Annotated in this window: 24 protein-coding genes; all 24 read right to left on the bottom strand. The window is 56.3% G+C overall.

What is annotated here, in order from left to right:
- Positions 1–24: 24 nt before the first annotated feature.
- Complete coding sequence (locus QMX86_RS01310) at positions 25–1,692, bottom strand: TnsD family Tn7-like transposition protein (protein ID WP_073470823.1); 1,668 nt, start codon at positions 1,690–1,692, stop codon at positions 25–27.
- A 16-nt stretch (positions 1,693–1,708) separates the two neighbouring features.
- Positions 1,709–3,169, bottom strand: a complete 1,461-nt coding sequence (locus QMX86_RS01315) for an ATP-binding protein (RefSeq protein ID WP_151550774.1) — start codon at positions 3,167–3,169, stop codon at positions 1,709–1,711.
- Complete coding sequence (locus QMX86_RS01320) at positions 3,166–5,334, bottom strand: Mu transposase C-terminal domain-containing protein (protein WP_039593187.1); 2,169 nt, start codon at positions 5,332–5,334, stop codon at positions 3,166–3,168. Before QMX86_RS01320 ends, QMX86_RS01315 begins: the two co-directional genes overlap by 4 nt.
- Entirely contained in the window at positions 5,331–6,185 is an 855-nt protein-coding gene (locus tag QMX86_RS01325; protein ID WP_039593186.1) for a TnsA endonuclease N-terminal domain-containing protein, read from the bottom strand. Before QMX86_RS01325 ends, QMX86_RS01320 begins: the two co-directional genes overlap by 4 nt.
- 282 nt (positions 6,186–6,467) lie before the next feature.
- On the bottom strand, positions 6,468–8,300 hold the full coding sequence (gene glmS / locus QMX86_RS01330; protein ID WP_264364298.1) for a glutamine--fructose-6-phosphate transaminase (isomerizing): 1,833 nt from the start codon (positions 8,298–8,300) through the stop codon (positions 6,468–6,470).
- A gap of 2 nt (positions 8,301–8,302) precedes the next feature.
- Complete coding sequence (locus tag QMX86_RS01335) at positions 8,303–9,079, bottom strand: DeoR family transcriptional regulator (protein ID WP_041476528.1); 777 nt, start codon at positions 9,077–9,079, stop codon at positions 8,303–8,305.
- A gap of 206 nt (positions 9,080–9,285) precedes the next feature.
- Entirely contained in the window at positions 9,286–10,653 is a 1,368-nt protein-coding gene (gene glmU / locus QMX86_RS01340) for a bifunctional UDP-N-acetylglucosamine diphosphorylase/glucosamine-1-phosphate N-acetyltransferase GlmU (protein WP_130928339.1), read from the bottom strand.
- Between the two features lie 118 nt (positions 10,654–10,771).
- The gene (locus tag QMX86_RS01345) at positions 10,772–11,197 is read right to left on the bottom strand and encodes a F0F1 ATP synthase subunit epsilon (protein WP_016772407.1); all 426 of its coding nucleotides are present in this window, start codon (positions 11,195–11,197) and stop codon (positions 10,772–10,774) included.
- A gap of 45 nt (positions 11,198–11,242) precedes the next feature.
- Positions 11,243–12,622, bottom strand: coding sequence for a F0F1 ATP synthase subunit beta (atpD, locus tag QMX86_RS01350; RefSeq protein WP_016772406.1), 1,380 nt, complete (start codon positions 12,620–12,622; stop codon positions 11,243–11,245).
- Between the two features lie 27 nt (positions 12,623–12,649).
- Entirely contained in the window at positions 12,650–13,510 is an 861-nt protein-coding gene (atpG, locus tag QMX86_RS01355) for a F0F1 ATP synthase subunit gamma (RefSeq protein ID WP_007911960.1), read from the bottom strand.
- Positions 13,511–13,560: 50 nt separating this feature from the next.
- Complete coding sequence (gene atpA / locus QMX86_RS01360) at positions 13,561–15,105, bottom strand: F0F1 ATP synthase subunit alpha (protein WP_016772405.1); 1,545 nt, start codon at positions 15,103–15,105, stop codon at positions 13,561–13,563.
- 21 nt (positions 15,106–15,126) lie between these two features.
- Positions 15,127–15,663, bottom strand: a complete 537-nt coding sequence (locus tag QMX86_RS01365) for a F0F1 ATP synthase subunit delta (RefSeq protein WP_016772404.1) — start codon at positions 15,661–15,663, stop codon at positions 15,127–15,129.
- A 12-nt stretch (positions 15,664–15,675) separates the two neighbouring features.
- Positions 15,676–16,146 carry a F0F1 ATP synthase subunit B gene (locus QMX86_RS01370; protein ID WP_016772403.1) on the bottom strand — a complete coding sequence of 157 codons (471 nt, stop codon included), beginning with the start codon at positions 16,144–16,146 and terminating at the stop codon, positions 15,676–15,678.
- 58 nt (positions 16,147–16,204) lie between these two features.
- The gene (gene atpE / locus QMX86_RS01375; RefSeq protein ID WP_003097235.1) at positions 16,205–16,462 is read right to left on the bottom strand and encodes a F0F1 ATP synthase subunit C; all 258 of its coding nucleotides are present in this window, start codon (positions 16,460–16,462) and stop codon (positions 16,205–16,207) included.
- A gap of 133 nt (positions 16,463–16,595) precedes the next feature.
- Positions 16,596–17,465, bottom strand: a complete 870-nt coding sequence (gene atpB / locus QMX86_RS01380; RefSeq protein ID WP_016772402.1) for a F0F1 ATP synthase subunit A — start codon at positions 17,463–17,465, stop codon at positions 16,596–16,598.
- 16 nt (positions 17,466–17,481) lie between these two features.
- Complete coding sequence (locus QMX86_RS01385) at positions 17,482–17,889, bottom strand: F0F1 ATP synthase subunit I (protein WP_016772401.1); 408 nt, start codon at positions 17,887–17,889, stop codon at positions 17,482–17,484.
- Positions 17,890–18,037: 148 nt separating this feature from the next.
- Positions 18,038–18,910, bottom strand: coding sequence for a ParB/RepB/Spo0J family partition protein (locus tag QMX86_RS01390; protein WP_003229785.1), 873 nt, complete (start codon positions 18,908–18,910; stop codon positions 18,038–18,040).
- Between the two features lie 9 nt (positions 18,911–18,919).
- Positions 18,920–19,717: a ParA family protein gene (locus QMX86_RS01395; protein WP_016772400.1), complete on the bottom strand. Its 798-nt coding sequence runs from the start codon at positions 19,715–19,717 to the stop codon at positions 18,920–18,922.
- Between the two features lie 18 nt (positions 19,718–19,735).
- Positions 19,736–20,380 (bottom strand): 16S rRNA (guanine(527)-N(7))-methyltransferase RsmG, encoded by a 645-nt coding sequence (gene rsmG / locus QMX86_RS01400; RefSeq protein WP_016772399.1) that lies wholly within the window; start codon positions 20,378–20,380, stop codon positions 19,736–19,738.
- Positions 20,377–22,275 carry a tRNA uridine-5-carboxymethylaminomethyl(34) synthesis enzyme MnmG gene (gene mnmG / locus QMX86_RS01405; protein WP_282381714.1) on the bottom strand — a complete coding sequence of 633 codons (1,899 nt, stop codon included), beginning with the start codon at positions 22,273–22,275 and terminating at the stop codon, positions 20,377–20,379. Before mnmG ends, rsmG begins: the two co-directional genes overlap by 4 nt.
- Positions 22,276–22,826: 551 nt before the next feature.
- On the bottom strand, positions 22,827–24,194 hold the full coding sequence (gene mnmE / locus QMX86_RS01410) for a tRNA uridine-5-carboxymethylaminomethyl(34) synthesis GTPase MnmE (protein ID WP_282381715.1): 1,368 nt from the start codon (positions 24,192–24,194) through the stop codon (positions 22,827–22,829).
- Between the two features lie 81 nt (positions 24,195–24,275).
- Positions 24,276–25,955 carry a membrane protein insertase YidC gene (yidC, locus tag QMX86_RS01415; protein WP_273528841.1) on the bottom strand — a complete coding sequence of 560 codons (1,680 nt, stop codon included), beginning with the start codon at positions 25,953–25,955 and terminating at the stop codon, positions 24,276–24,278.
- A 2-nt stretch (positions 25,956–25,957) separates the two neighbouring features.
- Positions 25,958–26,203, bottom strand: coding sequence for a membrane protein insertion efficiency factor YidD (gene yidD, locus QMX86_RS01420; RefSeq protein ID WP_027901580.1), 246 nt, complete (start codon positions 26,201–26,203; stop codon positions 25,958–25,960).
- A complete protein-coding gene (gene rnpA, locus QMX86_RS01425; protein ID WP_024014946.1) occupies positions 26,196–26,597 on the bottom strand; it encodes a ribonuclease P protein component in 402 nt (133 codons plus the stop codon). The genes yidD and rnpA overlap by 8 nt, the downstream gene beginning before the upstream one ends.
- Positions 26,598–26,603: the final 6 nt, after the last annotated feature.

The raw sequence follows: 26,603 nt of genomic DNA on the forward strand, positions 1-26,603 counted from the left end.
ATGGAGGGGGAATGTCCAGCTGGATTACAGCATGGGTCGAATGCTCGCGACCCGGTAGAGCGAAGAACGTGATACAGGCTTGCCCTCCGAGAGCAATTGGCATCTAGCCCATCGCAGACGCCTATCGTGAAAGCCTTCGATTGGTTCACATACTTTGTCGAGCATCGCTGCACAGAGAGGAAGCTTGCAGAGCTGTTTTTCGAAGCGGGATAGGACATGAAGCTCACGACCAATCCTCGTACGCGAAATGCGGACAGGCTTACCCGCAAGAGCATAAAGCGCGTCAGCACACTGACGGACTTCGCCGGCCAGTCTCGCATCGAGGGCAGCGAACATTTCGGTGCTATTTAGACGAGGCGTACGATGTGGGCTTGGGTTTGCAGTAGACTCCGAAAGCCACTGCCTATCGTGGCGATACAGCCACGCATACCCCCTGCATGCATGTGCTTTGTAAAATCGATAATCAGCCTCGAAAGCCGCGCGTCTTGCGCATAGCTCAATGTGAAATCGTGCCTCCCTCCAATCATCTTGCCCGCCAGGTACATTTCGGATGTGACGATAGACATACGCCAATGAAACGCTTAGAACCGCAGCGATCTTTTTGGCATCAGCTCCTTCAAGAGCATGTCTCCACACAGCGGCTGACGAACAGTCCAGGCCTTGACCAGGCATCACCGCAGAAGGACGCGTGGGAAGTCTAATGTGAGCTTCCGGGCCACATGCCACCGCCTGTTTCACAGGGCATTGGCCATGCAGCAAGCTCACCATGTCAATGCCCAGAGCACCAGCCAATAAAATGTATTTGAGCGGATGGTGGGAGGTTATAGGCGTACGAAGCAGCTTGGTGACCCATGAGGCGGGTGTACCTGCACGAACTTCCCCGAGTATAGAAAATTCCCATTCTTGCGGGAGTGCGGCAAAAAAATCGGTCATGTGCTCCGCCAGCATGTGCAGGTGCAAGCGATGGTTATCAGAAGCAAGGTTGAGCTGCGTTGCCCTGTGTAAAAGCGTGCAGCGCACCGCCTCCGCCGACAAAGCAGTGACTTCAGACTCAAGGACCTGAAGTGAGCGCAAAGCTATTTCGTGAAGCGGCGGCATGCACCGCAACGGGGTGTCGAGGAGTACTGTGTGTGCTTGCACATTCCCATCATTGGGCAGATTGAGTTGTCGAGAGCTGCGGCTGGACCAGCGAGGATCAAGGATCCTGAGTGACGTGCCGTGATGCGGACATACCAGCACGCCTGGAAGCATGTGGACCCTGTGCCAGTAAGCGACTCCCCGTTGAGCCTGATCTTGGGCGATACATTCTGGGCATAACCGCACTCGGGAGGCGAATCCAATACGGCTCGCGTTGACGCCCAGCTTTAACATCAAGCCTTTCCCATCAGCGGTCATCAGCGTCCGAGCGTGTTCAACCTGGCTCATCCTCAAAAACGGCGCATAGTAGGGTAATAATGTGTGGCGCATGAGGACCTCGGCTACCGATAGCTCGGTACCGCTGGGTAGCGCGTCGACAAAATCCCCTAGATGGCTCGGGAATGCCACATTTTGTGAAAATGCTGCCGCCGATTTCAGTCCGGCAAATGCTGCTTGGCAATTACGAACACCACAAAGACGGGTGTAGCGAGAAATCACGCTGTGCAGCGTCTCGTCGGGAAACGCGGCGGGGAAGAAATGGAGTTTAAGGTGCACTTCACCACCCTCTGACTCACGATTTGTGATACATCGGTGAGAACTCAAACAGGTCCTCGTTGAGCCAGCCCGCAGCGCGCAGAGCGTCGAGGGGAGCGTCATGTTCGCTAAGCGCTTTAGCCTCTGAGCTTTCCACAGCAGTAGCAATCGGCGATGGGTGGTCTTTCGCAAGGATGCTTGGAGATGGGTCTGCCGGCTTCTCACGGGATACAACGCTTCGAAGCAAGGCAAGGCGATCCTCTCGTGCCAAACCATCGAAGACCATCATTTCGCTCAGCTGATCCTCAATCGGCAGCAAATCGTCGAACTGCCGCATCCGCTTCGGATCTCGGCTACGCAGAGCTGAAAGGGCTGGCTTTAGAATCTGCATTTTTGAGTTGCTTACCTTCACCAGGATCTCAGCAGTCAAACACTCCGAGCCACTCTGGACCGCATAACGCTGACTCAATACCAGCAGCTTGACCAGGAAATCTGTGACGCCTTGAGTGTGCTCATACAGCATGTCAAAAATCTCGTCGGTCAGCTCAGCAGTCTGTTTGCACCACTGATAGCTCCAAAGATTTTCGACCAACAACCGCCACTCCTCATCATCCTTTTCGAAGCGTTTGAATTCGAGCGTACCGGCACCACAGACTCGGCGGGCAGTCCGCATGGCTTCAGAGAACAAGCTAATCGTCGAATTCGTGCCACTGAAAACGACCGGGATACCAATGTTGTTTACCAAATGCAGAAAAAAATTCAGCATGCTCTCCTTACCACCGGTTTTCGCCAGGTGGAGGTTTTGCAGCTCGTCGATCAATAAGGCGCCGATGAAAAATGTGCTGGCCACCTGCTCCATCTGTTGCAGCGCATCATTGATGTTTCGATGCCTGTAGCGCTTGTGGTAGTCCTTGTCTCCTAGAGCGTCACCCACCGCATAAAAAAACTGCTGACAAAATCCAGCCAGCGATCCATCCCGAGGGCAGTCAAGCTTCAGCCATGTGATTTGGGTATGAACAAACTGCTTTCCCTCATAGCGCTCATGACGGATTGTCTGTGGATAAAGGCTCAAAATGGCGTGGAGTGCCGTTGACTTGCCAATGCCGCTCAGGCCAACGACGGTAAACGTTTCTGCAGTGGACTTGAACGCATCGTGGTAACGCTGAGCCCCAGATAAAGAATGCAAATGCCGGACGGTAGCGGGCGACATCGGGTTACGCCCAACATACCCTCGACGAATGAGCAGTGAGAACAGGGCCTCCAATTCCAGATGTAGCAAGAACGGCTGTACCACGGTTCTTAGCCGGTCGATACAGTGAATTCGAGTGGCTCCTTCGAGAGTCAGCTCTTTCGGATCCACCGGCTGAGGAAAATTCGAGATCAGCTCAACAGCCGCCGCCTCTGACAATATCGGAGGCAAAGCTTCGATAAGCGGGTTACCCGCATACTCACTAATGTCCTGTCTGACGTAATTGGCAAACGTCTGTGCACCTTTCATTTTGCCTGTCCTGGCCGAATTCTTTTGAGCAAATCGATAACCTGCGCAGTGCGCTCGCCGGCATATGAATCATGCGCTTTCGGTGTCAATTCAGATTGAAGTGAAGCTGGCTCCGCCCTGACGCCTTCAGGAACAACCGCATTTTCACGCTCACGGAGACGTTCTTCTGCGCGGTTCTCGCGGATGTTTCCAGTGGCCTCTGCCTTGGTGGGCGGAGCAGGTTCCAGTTTTCGTTCTGCGAGTGCATGACTGATGATCTGGTGGACCTGATCGCTAAGCTGCACACGGCTTTCCAGCTCGGCTCGCCGGCGAGTAGGCGGTTTTTGGCGATAGGCTTCGAGCAGATCAAAAATCTCGTCCGAGCGGTAATTCGCGTAACCGGCATCCGATCGTCGAAGATCACAACGGATAAACTGCTTGGCCTCTCCCTGAATCCAAATGTGTGCCGCAGAGTTCGGATCGAACCAACACTCTATTGACCAAACGCCCCCTTTGCGAGCCTTGGCAAACCAATCTTTCTCTATGGCCATATCACACACGTAGTGCATGCCGCGAAACATCACTCCGCCCTTTTGAACGGTCGCGCGCTCACGGGGTAAAAGGTGGAGATAAACCAGCTCGTCGGGACGTTTGTTGGATTCCATCAGGTCGTTGTCGCAGGCCCAATTCCATATCCCGTTGGGCGTAGGTTCAACGCCGTCATTCATCATCGCTTGAGTCAGTCGGTCAGGCTGTCGATGGTGCCGGTTATAGTGGAGCACGCAATTAATGAGGATTTGGGTGAACTCTTTGAGATTCAGCGTGGCATCGAGCCGGTAATCTCGCTCGCCGCGCTCTTTGTCCCGCGCAGCCACCCCGCCAGGTAGCCATCTGATACCCGTCAAATCATTCAAAATGCCAAACCGACTTTCTACCATAGGCTTCCAATCAGGCCGATAAGGTGGAGCAGTGCCCATCTCAATTCCCAATCCTGAGGATAACCCCTCTGCTGCGAGTGACAGCATCTCTCCCCGGTCGGCGTAAATCTGGTGGGGCAGGTGGTGACAATTCCAATCATCTGCATTGATTTCAACGCCGTTCTGAGCGCAGAACTCGACTTTGGAGGTAAACGCGTTGAACAGCGCTTGTCTCGCCCCATTCCAACTAGGGCCCTCCAATCCTACATAGAGACCAGCAATCATTCCGGAGAAACTATCCACTACGATATAAACGACGGGCCGACCAATGAGCATCCGTCTAGAGTAGCTGTTGACCAAATAAATATCGGCAATCGTTGCGTCGATTTCGAACTGATGACAGGGTCCACGCAGCCAATCGCGAACGGTACCTGAAAGCGGACGGCAATCCTTTAACCACCTTCTCAACCCTTTACGGCCACGCTCGGTTGCAATCTCGTCGAAAAAAATCTGTCCCCAATATTGGAACTGCCTCAAGCTGGGGAGTTCTGAACTAGGCAACAAACGAAGCTCTTCTTCACTGTTTTTGGAGATGTCTCGAACAGAGTAGAATCGTCTCAACATTTCGTCATATGCGCTCGAAATAGAAGATTTCTTATCTCTTACATAAAGAGCATATCCAACACGGATGCATCGTTTATCAACGGCACTGAGCATCTTGGAAGGCGAAGTAAGAACGCCTTGAAATTTAGGCTTTCGCCCTGGTGGCCTGCTCGGATCATATTTTCTATCGGCAATACCTACTGCCGTATAATTGTTAAGCAATGAGTTGCGAACTTGACCATAAGACCAATAGCGGTAAAGAAGCCGATAGATGGTTTTCCGCTGGATTCCGAGCTCTGACGCCCGTTTGCTAACAAGTCGGCCTAACTCACCTCGTACAAATATTTGTCCTGGGTATTCAGGATCTAGCAGAGGGGCGATGACGGCCCACTTTTCGTCCCGGCCTTGCTTGGCTCTCTCATCCAACTGTTCCTCAAGCACAAGCATAAACTCTGGCGTGGTAATGGCTGCTGGTTTGGTGTGACCAGACGCTATCGAGCGACGCAGCTCCTCCAGACCAACCGCGTACGGCTGTCGGGGTGGGTCAGCTAGATCTATCACAACTGCTAAGTCTTGCGTTTCATCGTGGTAAAGGAGCCTGGCTATCGTAGCGATGACCGACAGATCGGTTACAGGCTCGAAGACGTCATTAACGAGAACAGTCATGACATTTTCTCCTTCAACGATACTTGGACAGGGCTCGGGGAAACTTCGAAGTCAGGGACTAGACCAGTAAGGTGGAGAGGAGTGTTAACCAAATCTATTTTCAGTATTTTGTTCCAAACCAGATGGAAGAAAATTGCTTGAGCGTCTATGTAGGAAATGGAAAGAAGGGACGCTATTTTTCTTAGACAGGTGGCCAAGGTCCACGAATATTCCCGGGAGTTTGCTAGGCACTCGATAAAATTCGAATGCAACGGGGCTTTCATTAAATCACGAGAGAGCTTCGAGTATTTTCTGATAAGTCCAAGATTTTTGATCAAATCCCGTGTCACAAATTCGTCTGTGACGATTTTCCAATCAACACCTTGGCTTTCCCAAAAGCGCTTTTCAATCTCAAGTTTTTCAAGCGTTCTTTTACTGCCGCTGCCAACTAAATCGGAACGATACTTCACCGTCCTCGCTACCGATTTGAAGTTTCCGCTCGGGTCCTTAACAGTTAACAGGAAATCTGTTGTCATCACATAAGGCAGTGTTGTTCTAGGGTATCTTGGATAACGTACATCGATCGCCGACGCTATCGCCTGCGCACGCTCTGTGGGTAGTAACGGGTATTGCTCCCGGATATCCACGACGTCTTCAGAAAATTCACACACAAGAAAGTAAGAACGCTCGAGATCTGACAGGAGGTGATGAATCCTCTCGATCCTCACACCTTGGATCTTGTGCGAACGACCAATCGACGGGACATCTTGTACCCGCAGCCAAGGCACGTAGCTTGCCCCGGCGCCTTCGCCAAATCCATTTGCAATGTGCCGTTCAATGTCCTGCTGTGATGCAAATTTACGACCTCGCAACCCACGCCTCCTCAGTCGATGCGGACCGCTTCACCTCGCGTCGAGAAAAAGTCGTAGAAGGACACGACTGCCAAAGCGGCCGTATTCAAAACATTTTCCAGACTACACCCGGTAAAAGTTGAAGCGATGAATCCAGACCAAAGGAAAAGCCTGGACAGGAAAACCCCCGTAGATACGGGGGTTTGAGCCTTGTGTCAATCTATGTTCTTAAGTGTCAAACTTTATTGTTTTGTGTCAATCCTTATTGTTCAAAACCAAGAGCTTAGATCAACGGTGGATAACTTATTCCACGGTGACCGATTTCGCCAGGTTGCGCGGCTGATCGACGTCGGTGCCCTTGAGCACGGCCACGTAGTAAGACAGCAGTTGCAGCGGGATCGTATAAAGGATCGGCGAGAGAATGTCGTGGATGTGCGGCATTTGCACCACGTGGGTACCTTCGCCGTTGGTCATCGCAGCCTTCTCATCCGCGAACACGATCAACTCGCCGCCGCGAGCGCGGACTTCCTGCAGGTTGGATTTGAGCTTCTCCAGCAGTTCGTTGTTCGGCGCGACGGTCACCACTGGCATGTCGTTATCCACAAGTGCCAGCGGCCCGTGTTTGAGCTCGCCGGCCGGGTAGGCTTCGGCATGGATGTAGGAGATTTCCTTGAGCTTCAAGGCACCTTCCATCGCGACCGGGAATTGCGCACCACGGCCGAGGAACAGGGTGTGGTTTTTCTCGGCGAACAGCTCGGCGATTTTTTCCACGGTGCTGTCCATCGCCAGCGCTTCGCCGAGACGGGTCGGCAGGCGACGCAGTTCTTCGACGAGTGTGGCTTCGACGCCGTTAGCCAGAGTGCCGCGCACCTGACCCAGCGATAGAGTCAGCAGCAACAGGCCGACCAGTTGCGTGGTGAAGGCTTTGGTCGAGGCCACGCCGATTTCGCGACCGGCCTGCGTCAACAGGGTCAGATCGGATTCACGCACCAGCGAGCTGATGCCGACGTTGCAGATCGCCAGGCTGGCGAGGAAACCCAGCTCCTTGGCATTGCGCAGCGCCGCGAGGGTGTCCGCGGTTTCGCCAGACTGCGAGATGGTCACGAACAGCGTGTCCGGCTGCACCACCACTTTGCGATAACGGAATTCGCTGGCGACTTCGACCTGGCACGGGATGCCGGCCAGTTCCTCGAGCCAGTAGCGCGCGACCATGCCGGCGTGGTAACTGGTGCCGCAGGCGACGATCTGCACATTGCGCACTTTGGCAAACAGCTCGGCAGCTTGTGGACCGAAGGCCTCGACCAGCACTTGATTGTTGCCCAGGCGACCTTCGAGGGTGCGTTGGACCACGGCCGGTTGTTCGTGGATTTCCTTGAGCATGTAGTGGCGGAACTCGCCCTTGTCGGCGGCTTCGGCACCGTCGGTGTACTGCACGGTCTGGCGCTCGACAGCGTTGCCGTTTACGTCCCAGATCTGCACGCTGTCGCGACGGATTTCAGCGATATCGCCTTCTTCCAGATACATGAAGCGGTCAGTGACCTGACGCAGAGCCAACTGGTCGGAAGCGAGGAAATTCTCGCCCAGGCCCAGGCCGATCACCAATGGACTGCCACTGCGCGCGGCGACCAGACGATCCGGTTGCTGTGCGTTGATCACTGCCAGACCGTAGGCGCCATGCAGCTCCTTGACGGTCGCTTTGAGCGCGGCAGTCAGGTCCGGTTGTTCCTTGAGCTTGTGGGTCAGCAGGTGCGCGATGACTTCGGTGTCGGTGTCCGAGCTGAACGCATAGCCCAGCGCTTTCAGCTGTTCGCGCAGGGCTTCGTGGTTCTCGATGATGCCGTTGTGCACCACGGCAATGTCACCGGAAAAATGCGGGTGAGCATTGCGCTCGCACGGCGCTCCATGGGTCGCCCAACGGGTGTGGGCGATACCGAGACGGCCGGCCAGCGGCTGTTCGGCCAGTGCGGTTTCCAGTTCGCTGACCTTGCCCGGACGGCGCATGCGCTCCAGGGTCTGGTCGTTGGTATAAACCGCCACACCGGCGCTGTCATAGCCGCGGTATTCGAGGCGCTTCAGGCCTTCAAGAAGGATGGCGGTGATATTACGTTCAGCTACTGCGCCGACAATGCCACACATGGTTATTTCTCCTGACTGACAGCCGCACAGATCAACGTGATCCCACGGGCCTGAAGCTGATCGCGTGCCTCGACGGGCAGGCGATCATCGGTAATAAGGGTATGGATGCTGCTCCAGGGCAGCTCCAGGTTGGGAATCTTGCGACCGATCTTGTCGGCCTCGACCATGACGATCACTTCTCGCGCAACGTCGGCCATCACCCGGCTGAGGCCGAGCAGTTCATTGAAGGTGGTGGTACCGCGCACCAGATCGATGCCGTCGGCGCCGATGAACAGTTGGTCGAAGTCGTAAGAGCGTAGTACCTGCTCGGCGACCTGGCCCTGAAAGGATTCCGAGTGCGGATCCCAAGTGCCGCCGGTCATCAGCAGCACTGGCTCGTGTTCCAGTTCGCTCAAGGCATTGGCGACATGCAGCGAGTTGGTCATCACCACCAGACCCGGTTGCTGGCCCAGTTCGGGAATCATCGCGGCGGTAGTGCTGCCACTGTCGATGATGATGCGCGCGTGCTCGCGGATGCGTTTGACCGCCGCGCGGGCGATCGCCTGCTTGTACTTGGAAATACTCTGCGCCGTTTCTGCGACCAGCTCTTGCGGCATGGTGATCGCACCGCCGTAACGACGCAGCAACAGACCATGGGTTTCCAGCGCAGCGAGATCCTTGCGAATCGTAACTTCGGAAGTTTCGAAACGCTTGGCCAGCTCATCGACACTGACTTCGCCCTGCTCGTTGAGCAAGGCGAGGATATTATGACGACGCTGAGGAGTGTTGCGTTTGGACATGGTGGCTTAAGTTTCGATTCGAAAGATAACGCAAGCAATGAAACTCTATCGAAAGGTTGCCGTCAAGACGCGGGGAGAAAAATTCAGAAAGATTGAAATGACTGTGGGAGCGAGCCCGCTCGCAAAAGGGAGTCTCAGCCACTGAAGACGTGACTGACAAACCGCATTCGCGAACAGGCTCGCTCCCACAGGAGGTTGTGGATAAATCAGGATTTCTTGATTTTTTCCGGCCGCTTCCAGCCGTCAATGTTCTTTTGACGAGCTCGACCAACTGCCAGTTGAGCGTTATCCACATTTTGCGTGATGGTCGAGCCGGCAGCGGTAGTTGCACCGTTGGAGATATCCACAGGCGCAACCAGCGAGTTATTGGAACCGATGAATACATCAGCGCCCAAAACGGTTTTCCACTTGTTGGCGCCATCGTAGTTGCAGGTGATGGTGCCGGCGCCGATGTTGGTGCGCGCGCCGATCTCGGCATCGCCCAGGTAGGTCAGGTGGCCAGCCTTGGCACCCTCGCCCATGTGGGCGTTTTTGAGCTCAACGAAGTTACCCACATGGGCGCGCGCTTCGAGCACAGTGCCCGGGCGCAAACGCGCGAAGGGACCGGCGTCGCTGCCTTCACCGAGAATGGCCCCTTCGATATGACTGTTGGCCTTGATCACCACGCCTTTGCGCAGGGTACTGTCCTTGATCACGCAGTTCGGGCCGATCTGTACGTCGTCTTCAATGATCACCTTGCCTTCCAAGATCACGTTGATATCGATCAGCACATCGCGGCCGACGCTGACTTCGCCACGCACATCGAAACGCGCCGGGTCACGCAGGGTCACGCCTTGAGCCATCAGGCGACGGCCGGCGCGCAACTGGTAATGACGCTCCAGTTCAGAGAGCTGCTTGCGATCATTGGCACCCTGCACTTCCATCGGGTCGTGCGGCTGTTCGGTAGCCACCACCAGACCATCGCTGACCGCCATTTCGATTACGTCGGTGAGGTAGTACTCGCCCTGCGCGTTGTTGTTCGACAGGCGACTCATCCAGTCTGCCAGGCGATTGGCCGGCACAGCGAGGATGCCGGTGTTGCCTTCGGTGATCGCACGTTGCGCTTCGCTGGCGTCTTTGTGCTCGACGATTGCCGCGACCTTGCCGTCAGCATCACGCACGATGCGGCCGTAACCGGTCGGGTCATCCAGCTCGACAGTGAGCAAACCCATCTGGCCCGGCACGACATGCTTGAGCAGACGTTGCAGGGTTTCCACTTCAATCAGCGGCACATCGCCGTAAAGAATCAGCACAGTGTCGGCATCAATGAACGGCACCGCTTGGGCGGTGGCATGGCCAGTGCCCAATTGCTTGTCCTGCAACACGAAATTCAGATCATCAGCTGCCAGACGCTCACGCACCACATCAGCACCGTGACCGATCACCACGTGAATGCGTTGTGGATCAAGTTGCCGAGCGCTGTGGATAACATGGCCGAGCATGGAGTTGCCGGCAATCGGGTGCAGCACCTTGGGCAGCGCGGAGCGCATGCGAGTGCCTTGACCGGCCGCGAGGATAACGATTTCGAGAGACATGACTGGCTACCAATCCTGGGTGGTCAGCAACTGCGACCGGTTTGTGGGAATTCGGAAAAGAAAAAAGGGTAGCCGAGGCTACCCTTTTTTATCAATCGCACAATAAGCGGCTGACGGATTAACCGCCAAACTTCTTGCGGATCTGCTGGACGGTGCGCAGCTGGGCTGCAGCCTCGGCCAGACGTGTGGCAGCGGCGCCGTAATCGAAGTCCGCGCCTTTTTCGTTCAGGGCATTCTCGGCAGCCTTGAGAGCTGCCTGAGCCTGAGCTTCATCCAGGTCGGCAGCACGTTGCACGGTATCGGCAAGTACCTTGACCATGTTCGGCTGAACCTCGAGGAAACCACCGGAGATGTAGAACACCTCGGCTTCCCCGCCTTGCTTGATCAGGCGGATCGGACCCGGCTTGAGATTAGTGATCAGCGGCGCGTGACCCAGAGCGATACCAAGATCACCCAGTGCACCGTGCGCAATCACCATCTCGACCAGGCCGGAAAAGATTTCCCCTTCCGCGCTGACGATATCGCAATGGACTGTCATAGCCATCTGATTGCCTCAACCTAAATTAGCGCCCGTTGCCGGGCGCCGGGATTACAGTTTCTTGGCTTTCTCGATCGCTTCTTCGATGCCGCCAACCATGTAGAACGCTTGTTCTGGCAGGTGGTCGTAGTCACCGTTGAGGATGCCTTTGAAGCCAGCAATGGTGTCTTTCAGGGAAACGTATTTACCCGAAGCACCGGTGAAGACTTCAGCCACGAAGAACGGCTGCGACAAGAAGCGCTGGATCTTACGAGCACGGTTAACCAACTGCTTGTCGGCTTCCGACAGCTCGTCCATACCCAGGATCGCGATGATGTCTTTCAGCTCTTTGTAACGCTGCAGAACATACTGAACGCCGCGAGCGGTGTCGTAGTGGTCCTGGCCGATCACGTTCGGGTCCAGCTGGCGCGAAGTCGAATCCAGTGGATCTACCGCCGGGTAGATACCCAGGGAAGCGATGTCACGGGACAGAACGACGGTGGCGTCCAAGTGGGCGAAAGTGGTCGCTGGCGACGGGTCGGTCAAGTCGTCCGCAGGTACGTATACCGCTTGGATCGAGGTGATCGAACCTTCCTTGGTCGAAGTGATACGTTCTTGCAGAACGCCCATCTCTTCAGCCAGGGTCGGCTGGTAACCTACTGCCGAAGGCATACGGCCCAGCAGTGCGGATACTTCAGTACCGGCCAGGGTGTAACGATAGATGTTGTCGACGAACAGCAGAACGTCGTTACCTTCGTCACGGAACTTCTCGGCCATGGTCAGGCCAGTCAGTGCTACGCGCAGACGGTTTCCCGGCGGCTCGTTCATCTGACCGTAAACCAGTGCCACTTTGTCCAGAACGTTGGAGTCCTTCATCTCGTGGTAGAAGTCGTTACCCTCACGAGTACGCTCACCCACACCGGCGAACACGGAATAACCGCTGTGCTCGATGGCGATGTTACGGATCAGTTCCATCATGTTTACGGTTTTGCCTACACCGGCACCACCGAACAGACCGACTTTACCGCCCTTGGCGAACGGGCAGACCAGGTCGATAACCTTGATGCCGGTTTCCAGCAGGTCGTTGCCGCCTGCTTGCTCGGCGAACGAAGGTGCTGCGCGGTGAATGCCCCAGCGCTCTTCGGTGTCGATCGGGCCAGCTTCGTCGATCGGGTTACCGAGGACGTCCATGATCCGGCCCAGGGTCGCTTTACCGACCGGTACGGAGATGGCTGCGCCAGAGTCGGTGACTTCCAGACCGCGCTTCAAGCCCTCGGTGGAACCCATCGCAATGGTACGCACCACGCCGTCGCCCAGCTGCTGCTGAACTTCCAGGGTGGTTGCGGCCGCGCTTTGTACAGTCAGCGCGTTGTAGATGCTCGGTACGCTGTCGCGTGGAAATTCCACGTCGATAACGGCGCCGATGATTTGAACGATACGTCCGCTACTCATAGCTGGATCCTCTGAATATTTGAACCGTTAAACCGCGGCAGCGCCGCCGACGATTTCCGAGATCTCTTGGGTGATCGCAGCCTGACGCGCCTTGTTGTAGATCAGCTGCAAATCGCTGATCAAATCACCGGCGTTGTCGGTAGCGTTCTTCATCGCGATCATCCGCGCAGCCTGTTCAGCCGCGTTGTTCTCGACCACCGCCTGGTAGACCTGCGACTCGACGTAACGGACCATCAAGCCGTCAAGCAGCTCTTTGGCGTCCGGTTCGTAGAGATAGTCCCAGTGGTGCTTGAGATCCTGATCCGGGGTTGCCACCAGTGGAATCAACTGCTCCACGGTAGGCTGCTGCGTCATGGTGTTGATGAACTTGTTGGACACCACGGACAGGCGGTCGATACGGCCGTCCAGGTAGGCATCCAGCATCACCTTGACGCTGCCGATCAGATCATTGATCGACGGCTCTTCACCCAGGTGGCTGATAGCTGCAACGACGTTACCGCCGAAGTTGCGGAAAAAGGCCGCACCCTTGCTACCGACTACACACAGATCAATCTCGACGCCGTTTTCGCGGTTTACCGCCATGTCCTTGACCAGGGCCTTGAACAGGTTGGTGTTCAAGCCGCCGCACAGACCACGGTCACTGCTCACGACGACATAACCGACGCGTTTGATTTCGCGGTCGATCATGAACGGGTGGCGGTATTCCGGGTTGGCGTTGGCCAGATGCCCAATTACCTGGCGGATACGCTCCGCATAAGGACGGCTAGCAGCCATGCGCATTTGTGCCTTGCGCATTTTGCTGACCGCCACTTTTTCCATGGCGCTGGTAATCTTTTGCGTGCTTTTGATGCTCGCAATCTTACTGCGAATCTCTTTTGCGCCTGCCATGTAACACCTATCAGGTTAGCAAGCGGGAGCCTCGCGGCTCCCGCTGCGGCTTACCAGGTTTGGGTGGCCTTGAACTTCTCGATACCGGCTTTCATGCCAGCGTCGATTTCGTCATTGAAGTCACCTTTAACGTTGATCTTGGCCATCAAATCGGCGTGATCGCGGTTGAAGAAAGCGATCAGCGCTTGTTCGAAGCTGCCGACCTTGGCGATTTCAATGTCAGTCAGGAACCCACGCTCAGCGGCATACAGCGACAGCGCCATGTCAGCGATCGACATTGGTGCGTATTGCTTCTGCTTCATCAGCTCGGTAACGCGCTGACCATGCTCAAGTTGCTTGCGGGTCGCTTCGTCCAGGTCAGAAGCGAACTGGGCGAATGCCGCCAGTTCACGGTACTGAGCCAGAGCGGTACGGATACCACCGGAGAGCTTCTTGATGATCTTGGTCTGAGCGGCACCACCCACACGGGATACCGAAACACCGGCGTTCACTGCAGGGCGGATGCCCGAGTTGAACATGGCCGATTCCAGGAAGATCTGACCGTCGGTGATGGAAATCACGTTGGTCGGAACGAACGCGGAAACGTCGCCAGCCTGGGTTTCGATGATCGGCAGTGCGGTCAGGGAACCGGTTTTGCCGGTCACTGCGCCGTTGGTGAACTTCTCTACGTATTCTTCCGAAACGCGGGATGCGCGCTCCAGCAGACGGGAGTGGAGATAGAACACGTCGCCTGGGTAAGCTTCACGGCCTGGTGGACGGCGCAGCAGCAGGGAAATCTGGCGGTAAGCCACTGCCTGCTTGGACAGATCGTCATAAACGATCAGCGCGTCTTCACCGCGGTCGCGGAAGAATTCACCCATGGTGCAACCGGAGTACGGTGCCAGGAATTGCAGCGCAGGAGATTCCGAAGCACTGGCAGCCACGATGATCGTGTTGGCCAGGGCGCCGTTTTCTTCCAGCTTGCGAACCACGTTGGCGATGGTCGATTGCTTCTGACCGATTGCTACGTAGACGCAGAAAATGCCGCTGTCTTTCTGGTTGATGATCGCGTCGATCGCCAGAGCGGTTTTACCGATCTGACGGTCACCGATGATCAGCTCACGCTGGCCACGGCCGACAGGGATCATGGCATCGACAGCCTTGTAGCCAGTCTGTACAGGCTGGTCTACCGACTTACGCCAGATCACGCCTGGAGCAACTTTCTCGACCGCGTCGGTCTCGGTGTTGCCCAGTGGACCTTTGCCGTCAACAGGGTTACCCAGAGCATCGACTACGCGGCCCAGCAATTCCTTACCAACAGGAACTTCGAGGATGCGGCCGGTGCACTTGGCGCTCATGCCTTCAGCCAGCGACTGGTAGGAGCCCAATACCACGGCACCTACGGAGTCCTGCTCCAGGTTGAGGGCCATACCGTAGACGCCGCCCGGAAACTCGATCATCTCGCCGTACATGACGTCGGCCAGACCGTGAATCCGCACGATGCCGTCAGATACGCTGACGACAGTGCCTTCGTTACGGGCTTGGGAGGTCACATCGAGCTTGTCGATGCGGCCCTTGATAATTTCACTTATTTCGGAAGGATTGAGTTGCTGCATTGCTCTGCTGCCCCTTCAAACTCAAGATTTCAATGCTTCGGCAAGTTTCGCGATTTTGCCGCGAATCGAGCCATCGATAACCAGGTCGCCGGCGCGGATCACGACACCACCAATCAAGGCAGCGTCCTCCGCAACTTGCAGGCGCACTTCCCGGTTGAGTCGTGCACTGAGAACCTTGGCGAGTTTGTCTTGCTGTTCTTGGTTCAATGCAAATGCACTGGTCACTTCAACGTCTACCGATTTCTCTTGTTCGGCCTTGTACAGGTCGAACAGAGCGGCGATCTCCGGCAGAAGCAGGAGACGGTCGTTCTCGGCAACGACGTTGATGAAATTGCGTGCCTTTTCATCAAACTTGTCGCCGCACACGTCAATGAACGTGGCGGCCTTTTCTGCGCTCGTCAGTCGCGGGGCCTTGAGCACGCGCTGCAGGGTGTCGTCTTGCGACACCGCTGCTGCCAGGCCGAGCATGGCTGACCAATTGGCCAGTTGCTGGTGGGCCTGAGCGTGCTCGAAGGCCGCCTTAGCGTAAGGTCGGGCCAACGTGGTCAGTTCTGCCATGATCGCCCTCGCTTAGATTTCAGCAGCCAGTTGGTTAACCAGCTCTGCGTGCGCGTTTTGATCGATTGTGGCACCCAGGATCTTCTCGGCGCCGCCAACAGCCAGCAAGCCCACTTGGGCACGCAGCTTGTCTTTGACGCTGTTCAGTTCCTGTTCGATCTCGGCTTGAGCCTGAACCTTCACACGGTCAGCGTCGATACGGGCTTTTTCAACAGCCTCTTCGACGATCTGGTTACCGCGTTTCTTGGCTTGCTCGATGATTTCAGCTGCCTGAGCTTTCGCTTCGCGCAGTTGCTGACCCGCTTTCTCTTGGGCCAACTCCAGGTCGCGAGCTGCACGGCTGGCAGCGTCCAGACCATCAGCGATCTTCTTTTGACGTTCGTGCAGAGCAGCGATGACCGGAGGCCATACATACTTCATGCAGAACAGTACAAAAATCAGGAACGCAACGGACTGGCCAATCAGGGTCGCATTAATGTTCACGCCAACACCTCGCAGTTACGTTGTCCATCACACCAAATTACCCGGAAGATCCGAGTAATCAGCCAGCGATCTGACCAACGAACGGGTTCGCAAAGGTGAAGAACAGAGCGATACCAACACCGATCATGGTTACGGCGTCGAGCAGACCGGCAACGATGAACATTTTCACTTGCAGCATTGGAACCATTTCTGGCTGACGCGCTGCGCCTTCCAGGAACTTGCCGCCCAGCAGGCCGAAACCAATTGCGGTACCCAGTGCGCCCAGGCCGATCAACAGTGCAACAGCGATAGCGGTTAGACCAACTACAGTTTCCATCTTTCCTCCCGACTTTTACGTCGTATGGTTTAGGTTTTTTAGATTAAAGCGGTAAAACAAATCGTTTCAGCTGCCCCGCAAGGAGCTCCCTCCCGTTTGACCGGGAGGAACATCAGACTAGTCGAGACTGGTCTTAATGGTTTTCTTCGTGCGCCATCGACAGGTAGACGATGGTCAGCATCATGAAGATGAACGCCTGCAGGGTGATGATCAGGATGTGGAATACAGCCCACGCCCACTGCAGAACAACGCCCAGGCCGCTGAGCCAGAGCAGGCCGCTGCCGAACATCACAGCGATCAGAATGAACACCAGCTCGCCGGCATACATGTTGCCGAACAGACGCAGAGCCAGAGAGATCGGCTTGGCAATCAGGGTGACGAATTCCAGCAGGAAGTTCACCGGGATCAGCAGGGCCTGAACGAAGATGTTCTTGCTGCCGAACGGGTGCAGGGTCAGTTCGCCGATGAAGCCGCCGATGCCCTTGACCTTGATGCTGTAGAAAATGATCAGTGCGAACACCGAGAACGCCATGCCCAGAGTCGCGTTCGGGTCGGTAGTCGACACGGCGCGGAACGGGATGTGGGCATCGCCGGAGATCAGGATGGCCAGCTGAGGAATCCAGTCGACCGGTACCAGGTCGACGGCGTTCATCAGGAACACCCAGACGAAGATGGTCAGCGCCAGCGGTGCAATCACCGGGCTACGGCCATGGAAGCTGTCTTTCACGCTGCCATCGACGAATTCGACCAATACTTCAACGAAGTTCTGCAAGGCACCCGGCTGACCCGAAGTCGCTTTCTTCGCCGCCATGCGGAAAAGAAGAACGAAGATCAGACCCAGCGCGACCGACCAGCCGAGGGTATCGACGTGGAAAGCCCAGAAGCCCATTTCCTTGGCCTCTGCTGCGGTGTGGGCAAAGCCCCAGCCGCCGTTGGGTAGCTGACCGAAAGTCAGGTTCTGCAAGTGGTGCTGGATATAGCCCGAAGCGGTTGTCTCTGCCATGGTTGCCTCAAACGCCCTAAGGTCTCGAAAGTCTTGTTCTCATCAGCAGGGGAGCGAACCAGCTGACCGACTGCGTCAGCACGAACACGCCGAATACTGCGATCGGCGCCAGTGGCTTCACACCTGCGAACACCAGTGCAAACAGCACTGCCGTCAAAATAAGTTTGCCTGCCTCGCCGGCATAAAAAGACCGGACGATGGACTGGGCTGCTCGGGCGCCGGAAAACCGAAATGCCCTGTGAGCGAAATAAACATTGGGCAGCAAGGCTATCAGGCCTCCGCAAAGTCCCGAGTATCCGGCAACGACTCCATGCCATTGCCAGAGCGCCAAAGCGGCAATGAGCAGAATGACAAATTGAGCCATCAACACCGGAAAAACCGCCAGGCGATGGAAAGGCAAGCGGTTTGGCGTGCGGGTTTCCATCACAGTTGCTCTCCAATGGTCGGCTGCCGAAATTCAATAACTTGGCATAATTTGTGCCGACAAAATGCGCGCAGAGTATAGGGGCGGTTCTGCCCCTATTCAACTGTCAGGTAGTGATTTCCGACTGCGCGCTACATGAGGAAATGTTTCAGCGGATGTGTGCGAGCACACCTTGAAGCTCGTCGAGCGAGTTATAACCAATCACCAATTGGCCTTTGCCCTTCTTGCCATGGCGAATCTGCACCGCAGAGCCTAGGCGCTCGGCCAGGCGCTGCTCGAGGCGAGCGATGTCCGGGTCGGGTTTTGCAGCTTCCACAGGCTCCGGTTTGCCACTCAACCACTGACGAACCAGTGCCTCGGTTTGGCGCACAGTCAGTCCTCGTGCGACAACATGTCGCGCCCCTTCGACCTGCTGATTGTCCGGCAGACCGAGCAAGGCACGCGCGTGACCCATTTCCAGGTCACCGTGCGACAGCATGGTCTTGATCACTTCAGGCAGTGCAATAAGTCGCAACAGGTTAGCCACAGTCACCCGCGACTTACCCACAGCCTCGGCAACCTGCTGCTGAGTCAGCTGGAATTCCTGCTGCAAGCGCTGCAAGGCGACGGCTTCTTCGATCGGATTGAGATCTTCGCGCTGGATGTTCTCGATCAGCGCAATCGCAATGGCGGTTTCATCCGGCACATCGCGAACCATCGCCGGGATGGTTTCCTGCCCGGCCTGCTGACTGGCGCGCCAGCGGCGTTCACCGGCAATGATCTCAAAACGACCGCCGCCAATCGGGCGCACCACGATCGGCTGCATCACGCCTTGGGACTTGATCGACTGTGCCAGCTCTTCCAGGGCCTGCGGGTCCATGTCGCGGCGCGGCTGATATTTGCCGCGCTGCAGCAGGTCCAGCGGCAGGTGTTGCAGTTCGCGGGTGTCGGCCTGCGCGGCTTGTTCTTCCAGCGCGCTGACCGTCGGACCACTCAGCAGTGCATCCAGTCCACGTCCGAGACCTCGTTTCTTGACGGCCATGGGGATTCCTTAAGTTGGCTGAGCAGCAGCAATGCGTGAATTTTTGCGCTGACGACGAACCATCTCGCCCGCCAGAGCCAGATAGGCCAGGGCGCCACGCGATTGCTTGTCGTAAGCCAGCGCCGGCATGCCGTAGCTCGGTGCTTCGGCCAGGCGAATGTTGCGCGGGATCACCGTGTCGTACAGCTGATCGCCGAAGTGTTCCTTGAGCTGCGCCGAAACATCATTCATCAGGCTCAGGCGCGGGTCGTACATGGTGCGCAGCAGGCCTTCGACTTTCAGGTTCGGATTGAGCAGTTCAGCGATGCGCTTGATGTTATCCACAAGGTCGCTCAAACCTTCCAGCGCAAAGTATTCGCACTGCATGGGGATAATCACCCCGTCAGCGGCGACCAGTGCGTTGAGCGTGAGCATCGACAGCGACGGTGGGCAGTCGATCAGAATGTAGTCGTAGTTGTCTCGGATTGGCGCCAGCGCACTGCGCAGACGGCTTTCCTTCATCTGCATTTCCAGCAGCACCACTTCGGCCGCGGTCAGATCACGGTTGGCCGGCAGCAGTTGATAACCGCCGTGCTCGGAGAAGTGCATGGCCTGGCCCAGGTCGCATTCACCGATCAGCAGATCGTAGACCGAGTTTTCCAGACCATGTTTATCCACACCGCTACCCATGGTGGCGTTGCCCTGTGGATCGAGATCGATCAACAGCACCCGGCGCTTGGTCGCGACCAGGGATGCTGCGAGGTTGATGCAGGTGGTGGTTTTGCCCACACCACCCTTCTGGTTCGCTATCGCGAATACCTTAGCCATTCTTGCTTGTGTTCCCAATCATGCCGTGCGGCGCAGTATCAGCAGATGGCGTTGGCCTTGGCAACCGGGGACGGCCAGGGCGTGTTCGCTATCGAGTTTGAAATCTGCCGGCAATGCTACCAGCTCATCGGCCGGATGAACGCCCTTCATTGCCAGCCAGCGTGTATCGGCATCGCCCAAGTGGCGAGTCCAGTTGGTGAAGTTTTCCATGCTGCTGAATGCACGGGAAATGATCCCGTTGAATGGCTGCGCAGGCTGGAAGGCTTCGACGCGACTGTGGATAACTTGCAGGTTATCCAGCTTCAGCTCCAGTTTGACCTGAGTCAGGAAGCGGGTTTTCTTGCCGTTGCTGTCCAGACAGGTCACCTGCGAGTCCGGATACAGGATCGCCAGCGGGATACCAGGCATGCCACCGCCACTGCCGACATCGAGCCAGCGACCGTTTTCGATGAACGACATCACGCTGAGACTATCGAGCAAGTGCCGCGAAACCATTTCATCAGGATCGCGCACGGCGGTCAGGTTGTAGGCCTGGTTCCATTTGATCAACAGGGCCAGATAACCCAGCAGCAATTCGTGCTGGGTTTCTGTGAGATTGACACCGAGCTCGCGGGCTCCTGTGGATAACTCTTCGGCGTGTTGCGAAGTGACCTTGGCACTCAAGCGCTTTGCTCCAACTGACGGCCCGCGCCGCGTTTTTTCAAATGAATCATCAACAGCGAAATCGCTGCCGGGGTTACGCCAGGAATCCGCGAAGCCTGGCCCAGCGTTTCAGGACGTGTGGCGCCGAGCTTGCTCTGGATCTCCTTGGACAGACCGGAGATGTTGGTGTAATCGATATCCACAGGCAATTTCGTGTCTTCGCTGGCGCGCAGACGGGCGATTTCGTCCTGTTGGCGGTCGATGTAACCGGCGTATTTGGTCTTGATCTCGACCTGCTCGGCGACCTGTGGATCTTCGGCGCCCCGCCCGGTCACTTCGACCAGACCGGCGTAGTCGATTTCCGGACGGCTCAACAGGTTGAGCAAGTTGTATTCGTGGGTCAGCGGCGTGCCGAATTTCTCGGCAATCGCATCGCCCTGCGGGGTATTCGGTCGAACCCAAGTGCTTTTCAGGCGCTGCTCTTCCAGTTCGATGCTTTCGCGTTTCTTGCAGAAGGCCGCCCAGCGCGCGTCATCGACCAGCCCGAGCTCGCGACCTTTTTCGGTCAGACGCAGGTCGGCGTTGTCTTCGCGCAGAATCAGGCGGTACTCGGCGCGAGACGTGAACATGCGGTACGGCTCTTGGGTGCCGAGGGTGATCAGGTCGTCGACCAGAACGCCGATGTACGCTTCATCGCGGCGCGGACACCAGGCCTCTTTGCCCTTGGCACGCAGCGCAGCGTTGGCCCCGGCGAGCAGACCTTGAGCGCCAGCTTCTTCGTAACCGGTGGTGCCGTTGATCTGCCCGGCGAAAAACAGACCGCCGATGACCTTGGTTTCGAGGCTGTACTTCAGGTCGCGCGGATCGAAGTAGTCGTACTCGATCGCATAACCCGGACGCACAATGTGCGCGTTTTCCATACCGCGGATCGATTGCACGATCTGCAATTGCACGTCGAACGGCAGGCTTGTGGATATCCCGTTCGGGTACAGCTCATGGGTGGTCAGACCTTCCGGTTCGATGAACACCTGATGGCTTTCCTTGTCGGCAAAGCGATGAATCTTGTCTTCGATCGACGGGCAATAACGCGGGCCGACGCCTTCGATCTCCCCGGCAGCGGAATACATCGGCGACCGATCGAGATTCGCCGCAATGATTTCGTGGGTGCGGGCATTGGTATGGGTAATCCAGCAGCTGACCTGACGGGGATGCTGTTCCTTGTTGCCCATGAACGACATCACCGGAATTGGCGTATCGCCCGGTTGCTCGGTCATCACCGAGAAATCCACAGATTTGCCATCAATACGCGGCGGTGTACCGGTTTTCAGGCGTCCGACACGCAATGGCAACTCACGCAGACGGTGGGCCAGAGCAATCGACGGTGGATCACCGGCGCGACCGCCGGAGAAATTCTGCAAACCGATGTGGATAAGTCCGCCGAGGAAGGTACCGGTGGTCAACACCACGGAATCGGCGAAGAAACGCAGCCCCATCTGTGTAACCACACCACGGACTTGCTCCTGCTCGACGATCAGGTCGTCAGCAGCCTGTTGAAATATCCACAGGTTTGGCTGGTTTTCCAGGATTTCGCGGACAGCGGCCTTATAGAGAATTCGGTCGGCTTGCGCACGGGTGGCCCGTACTGCCGGGCCTTTGCGGCTGTTCAATACGCGAAACTGGATGCCGCCCTTGTCGGTAGCCATGGCCATCGCGCCGCCGAGGGCATCGATTTCCTTGACCAGATGGCTTTTGCCGATGCCACCGATGGCCGGGTTGCAACTCATGGCGCCGAGGGTTTCCACGTTATGCGTCAGCAACAGGGTTTTTGCCCCCATGCGTGCTGACGCCAGTGCTGCCTCGGTACCGGCATGACCGCCGCCGATGACGATCACTTCAAAACGGGAAGGGAAATCCACCACGCACCTCGTGCCTGCTTAAGTAGGTCATTCAGGAAATATTGAAACCAGGTTTCTGGACCTGGTCGGCAAGTATAGGGACTTCGCCCTTTCTAAAGAACCCTCTGCACAAAATTTAACCAGCTGTGGAGAACTCGAGGTTAAAAAAATAAAAAAGAGAGAAATTTATAAAACCTTTGTTTTTATGTTTATTCTTACTGAACCACGTTTCTGTGGATAGATCGCTACAAGCCTTATTTTTCAACGTGTACAGAGGTTCAAAACTCTGTGCTCATGTGGCAATGAGGCCATTGGATAACCGGTTTAAGCCTGTGGATGAAAGGGGTGGTTATCCACAGCGTGGGTTATCTCCAGTTTTGAGGCCCTGTTATCAACTGCCCTCAGTGGCAGTTATTCACAGGGCTTAATCCACAAAAATTTGATGGAGGAAGAGGTATCGGGAAGCCGAAAACCGCTCAGGGAGAAAAAATCTGCCCGGCACTCTTGAAGGATTTTAGAAAAGAGGGAAGCAGACAGGTCGCGAACGGACCTGTCTGTGAATAGCAGGAGGGTTATTTGCCGATGCAGAAGCTGGAGAAAATCCTTCCGAGCAAATCATCAGAGCTGAACGCCCCGGTAATTTCACCCAGGGAATGCTGAGCCTGGCGCAAATCCTCGGCGAGCAACTCGCCAGCGCCCGCCAGCGTCAGTTGCGCGCGGCCATGTTCCAGTGCCGCGCTGGCGTGACGCAGTGCTTCCAGATGCCGGCGACGTGCGCTGAAGCTGCTTTCCGAAGTCTGCTCGTAACCCATGCACGCCTTGAGGTGGTCCCGCAGCAGATCGAGGCCTTCGGCGGACTTGGCGCTGAGACTGATGGTCACGTGGCCGTCGTCACTGGTCTCCAGAGAAACCGCTTCACCGGTCAGATCGGCTTTGTTCCGGATCAGGGTGACTTTCGCCGGGTCCGGTCGAGACTCGAGAAATTCTGGCCACAAGGCAAAAGGATCCAGTGCCTCTGGTGCGGTCGCATCGATCACTAGTAAAACCCGATCCGCTTCACCAATGGCTTTCAAGGCCCGTTCAACACCGATCTTTTCCACATGATCGTCCGTGTCCCGCAGGCCTGCGGTATCGACAACGTGTAACGGCATGCCGTCGATGTGGATATGCTCGCGCAGGATATCCCGCGTGGTGCCGGCAATCTCGGTAACGATGGCAGCCTCGCGACCGGCCAAGGCATTCAACAGGCTGGATTTACCGGCATTCGGACGCCCTGCGATGACGACGGTCATGCCATCACGCAATAACGCGCCCTGCCCCGCTTCGCGCAATACTGTGGATAACTCATCGCGTACTTTGTCGAGCATGCTCAATACATGGCCGTCGGCGAGAAAGTCGATTTCCTCTTCCGGGAAGTCGATGGCGGCTTCAACGTAGATACGCAAACCGATCAGTTGCTCGGTCAGGTTATGCACACGCTGGGAAAACGCACCCTGCAATGAACGCAGCGCATTGCGCGCAGCCTGTGCAGAACTGGCTTCGATCAAATCGGCGATTGCCTCCGCCTGGGCCAGATCGAGTTTGTCATTGAGGAAGGCGCGCTCGCTGAATTCCCCAGGACGGGCCAGACGACAACCCAGTTCCAGGCAGCGCTTGAGCAACATGTCCAGCACGATCGGGCCGCCGTGACCTTGGAGTTCCAGCACGTCTTCGCCTGTGAACGAGTTCGGCCCCGGAAAATACAAAGCCAGACCTTCGTCCAGCACTTGCTGGTCGTCACTGAAAAACGGCCCGTAATGGGCGTAACGCGGTTTCAGCTCTCGGCCGCTGATGGCTTTTGCCGCCACGCTGGCCAACGGCCCGGAAATACGGACGATGCCCACACCGCCGCGCCCTTGAGCAGTGGCGACAGCAGCGATGGTTTCACGGGGTGTGCTCATAAAGCGGCATCCAGACAAAAGTGGCAGATAGCAAAACGCCCCACTAGGGGGCGTTTTGAGTGGTGTTATCCACAGTGCAAGTTACGCCTCGGCTTTTTTCGTCGCCGCTTCGATCTTACGCGTGATGTACCACTGTTGTGCAATCGACAGGCAGTTGTTCACAACCCAGTACAGCACCAGACCCGCCGGGAACCACAGGAAGAAGAAGGTGAAGATGATTGGCATCATTTTCATGACCTTCGCCTGCATCGGATCCGGAGGCGTCGGGTTCAGCTGCTGCTGGATGAACATGGTTGCGCCCATGATGATCGGCAGAATGAAGAACGGATCCTTGATCGACAGGTCAGTGATCCACAGCATGAACGGCGCCTGGCGCATTTCCACGCTTTCCAGCAGAACCCAGTACAGCGACAGGAAGACCGGCATCTGCACGAGGATCGGCAGGCAGCCGCCCAGTGGATTGATCTTCTCTTTCTTGTACAGCTCCATCATGGCTTGCGACATTTTCTGCCGGTCATCGCCATGATGCTCTTTCAGCGCAGCCAGTTTCGGAGCCACGGCACGCATGCGCGCCATCGATTTGTAACTGGCAGCCGACAGCGGGAAGAAAATCCCTTTGATCAGCATGGTCAGGAAGATGATCGACCAGCCCCAGTTACCGACAATGGCGTGGATATGTTGCAGCAGCCAGAAGATCGGCTGGGCAATGAACCACAGAATGCCGTAGTCGACGGTCAGTTCCAGACCTGGGGACAACTCTTTCAGCACAGCCTGGCTTTTCGGACCGGCGTACAGCACAGCGCTGGTTTCAACTTTTGCACCTGGAGCAGCGGTCAGAGTAGGACCGGTGTAACCGATGATGTAGTTGCCTTTGCTGTCTTTACGGGTCTGGACGATGTTGTTTTCGCCCTTGGCCGGAATCCACGCAGTCACGAAGTAGTGCTGCAGCCAGGCTACCCAACCACCGGTGACGGTTTCCTTGAGCTGCGCCTTGTCCATGTCCTTCATCGACACTTTCTTGTACGGCTCGGAACTTGTCCACAGGGCAGCGCCCAGGTAAGTCGCGGTGCCAGTAGCAGTGGTCGACGAAGGATCAGCGCTGGCATCGCGCTTCAACTGGGCAAACATTGCGCCGTTCCAGGGCTGAGCGCTCTGGTTATCCACAATGTAGGAGACAGCGACGTCGTACAGGCCACGTTTCATGGTGAAACGCTTGATGTAGTTGACGCCGTCCTTGCTGAATTTCAGGTCAACGAAGAGTTGATCCTGACCGTCAGCCAGTTGGTAAACCTTCTTCTCCGAGGAATAAACCGGACGACCGGCCGGGTTTGCATCCGGGCCGTTAGTACCGATCAGACCACTTTGCGCCAGATATACACGTTCGCCGCCGTTATCGAACAGCTGGAACGGAACGTCAGGACGATCCTGACGACGTGGATACAAAGGCAGAGTCAGTTGCGCAACGTCGCCACCCTGTGGATCGATCGCCAGATCGAGCACATCGGTCTTGACCTGAATCAGATCCTTGCTGGCGGCGACCGGCGTTTCGGCAGGTGCGCTGGTATCGCTGGCGGCGCGCGGAATATCGTCACTGGCGGCATTTGTGCCAGTGGCGGTGTCCGGCAAACCGGATGTAGTCGTACTGGAAGCAACATTCTGAGTCGGCAGGGCAGCCTGACCATAATCCTGGTTCCATTTAAGAACCATGACGTAGGACACGATTGCCAGGGCGACGATCAGGATCGTGCGTTTGATATCCATGATTACTCGGCCATCGAAGAAGAACGGGAGGTAGGGACAGGTGGAACCGGGTCATAACCACCGGGATTCCACGGATGACAGCGACCTAAACGACGAAAGGTCAGCCAGCCACCGCGCAGAAGGCCATGATTTTCAATGGCTTCATACGCGTAGCAGGAACAACTGGGGTAGAAGCGACAGTGGCTGGCCATTAAAGGACTAATGGCATAGCGATAAAACTGGATCGGAACGAGGGCCAGTTTACGCATCGGTACTGTCTACCCCTACAGTTTCGGTTTTGACTGCCGGAACGGGCTTGTTGCGTGCCAGACGCTTCCAGAGTTTGCCGAAATGCTGAATCAATTCGGGGTTTTCTACATCACCCAAACCTTTGCGCGCGACGATAACGATGTCCCAGCCGACCAGTGAATCCTGGTGCAGACGGAACGATTCGCGCATCAGACGTTTGAGGCGATTGCGCTCAACGGAGAGCTTTACGCTCTTTTTCCCGATAACCAGCCCGAGACGGGGGTGATCAAGATCGTTGTTGCGTGCAAGGAGCAGGAGATTTTTCCCCGGAACCTTGCCGGTAGGGGAGTCAAAGACTGCCTTGAAATGCCGGGGGGTAAGCAGACGCTTTTCCCGACTGAAGTCCTGACTCACCTCCAG

The organism is Pseudomonas sp. PS01270 (genome assembly GCF_029959775.1).
In the GTDB taxonomy this organism is placed as follows: Bacteria; Pseudomonadota; Gammaproteobacteria; order Pseudomonadales; family Pseudomonadaceae; genus Aquipseudomonas; species Aquipseudomonas atacamensis.

Bases quoted from the DNA above. Each gene is read 5' to 3' on its own strand.
- QMX86_RS01315 (WP_151550774.1), bottom strand. From the start codon at position 3,169: ATGAAAGGTGCACAGACGTTTGCCAATTACGTCAGACAGGACATTAGT.
- QMX86_RS01320 (WP_039593187.1), bottom strand. From the start codon at position 5,334: ATGACTGTTCTCGTTAATGACGTCTTCGAGCCTGTAACCGATCTGTCG.
- glmS (WP_264364298.1), bottom strand. From the start codon at position 8,300: ATGTGTGGCATTGTCGGCGCAGTAGCTGAACGTAATATCACCGCCATC.
- QMX86_RS01335 (WP_041476528.1), bottom strand. From the start codon at position 9,079: ATGTCCAAACGCAACACTCCTCAGCGTCGTCATAATATCCTCGCCTTG.
- glmU (WP_130928339.1), bottom strand. From the start codon at position 10,653: ATGTCTCTCGAAATCGTTATCCTCGCGGCCGGTCAAGGCACTCGCATG.
- QMX86_RS01345 (WP_016772407.1), bottom strand. From the start codon at position 11,197: ATGGCTATGACAGTCCATTGCGATATCGTCAGCGCGGAAGGGGAAATC.
- atpD (WP_016772406.1), bottom strand. From the start codon at position 12,622: ATGAGTAGCGGACGTATCGTTCAAATCATCGGCGCCGTTATCGACGTG.
- atpG (WP_007911960.1), bottom strand. From the start codon at position 13,510: ATGGCAGGCGCAAAAGAGATTCGCAGTAAGATTGCGAGCATCAAAAGC.
- atpA (WP_016772405.1), bottom strand. From the start codon at position 15,105: ATGCAGCAACTCAATCCTTCCGAAATAAGTGAAATTATCAAGGGCCGC.
- QMX86_RS01365 (WP_016772404.1), bottom strand. From the start codon at position 15,663: ATGGCAGAACTGACCACGTTGGCCCGACCTTACGCTAAGGCGGCCTTC.
- atpE (WP_003097235.1), bottom strand. From the start codon at position 16,462: ATGGAAACTGTAGTTGGTCTAACCGCTATCGCTGTTGCACTGTTGATC.
- atpB (WP_016772402.1), bottom strand. From the start codon at position 17,465: ATGGCAGAGACAACCGCTTCGGGCTATATCCAGCACCACTTGCAGAAC.
- QMX86_RS01385 (WP_016772401.1), bottom strand. From the start codon at position 17,889: ATGGAAACCCGCACGCCAAACCGCTTGCCTTTCCATCGCCTGGCGGTT.
- QMX86_RS01390 (WP_003229785.1), bottom strand. From the start codon at position 18,910: ATGGCCGTCAAGAAACGAGGTCTCGGACGTGGACTGGATGCACTGCTG.
- QMX86_RS01395 (WP_016772400.1), bottom strand. From the start codon at position 19,717: ATGGCTAAGGTATTCGCGATAGCGAACCAGAAGGGTGGTGTGGGCAAA.
- mnmE (WP_282381715.1), bottom strand. From the start codon at position 24,194: ATGAGCACACCCCGTGAAACCATCGCTGCTGTCGCCACTGCTCAAGGG.
- yidC (WP_273528841.1), bottom strand. From the start codon at position 25,955: ATGGATATCAAACGCACGATCCTGATCGTCGCCCTGGCAATCGTGTCC.
- yidD (WP_027901580.1), bottom strand. From the start codon at position 26,203: ATGCGTAAACTGGCCCTCGTTCCGATCCAGTTTTATCGCTATGCCATT.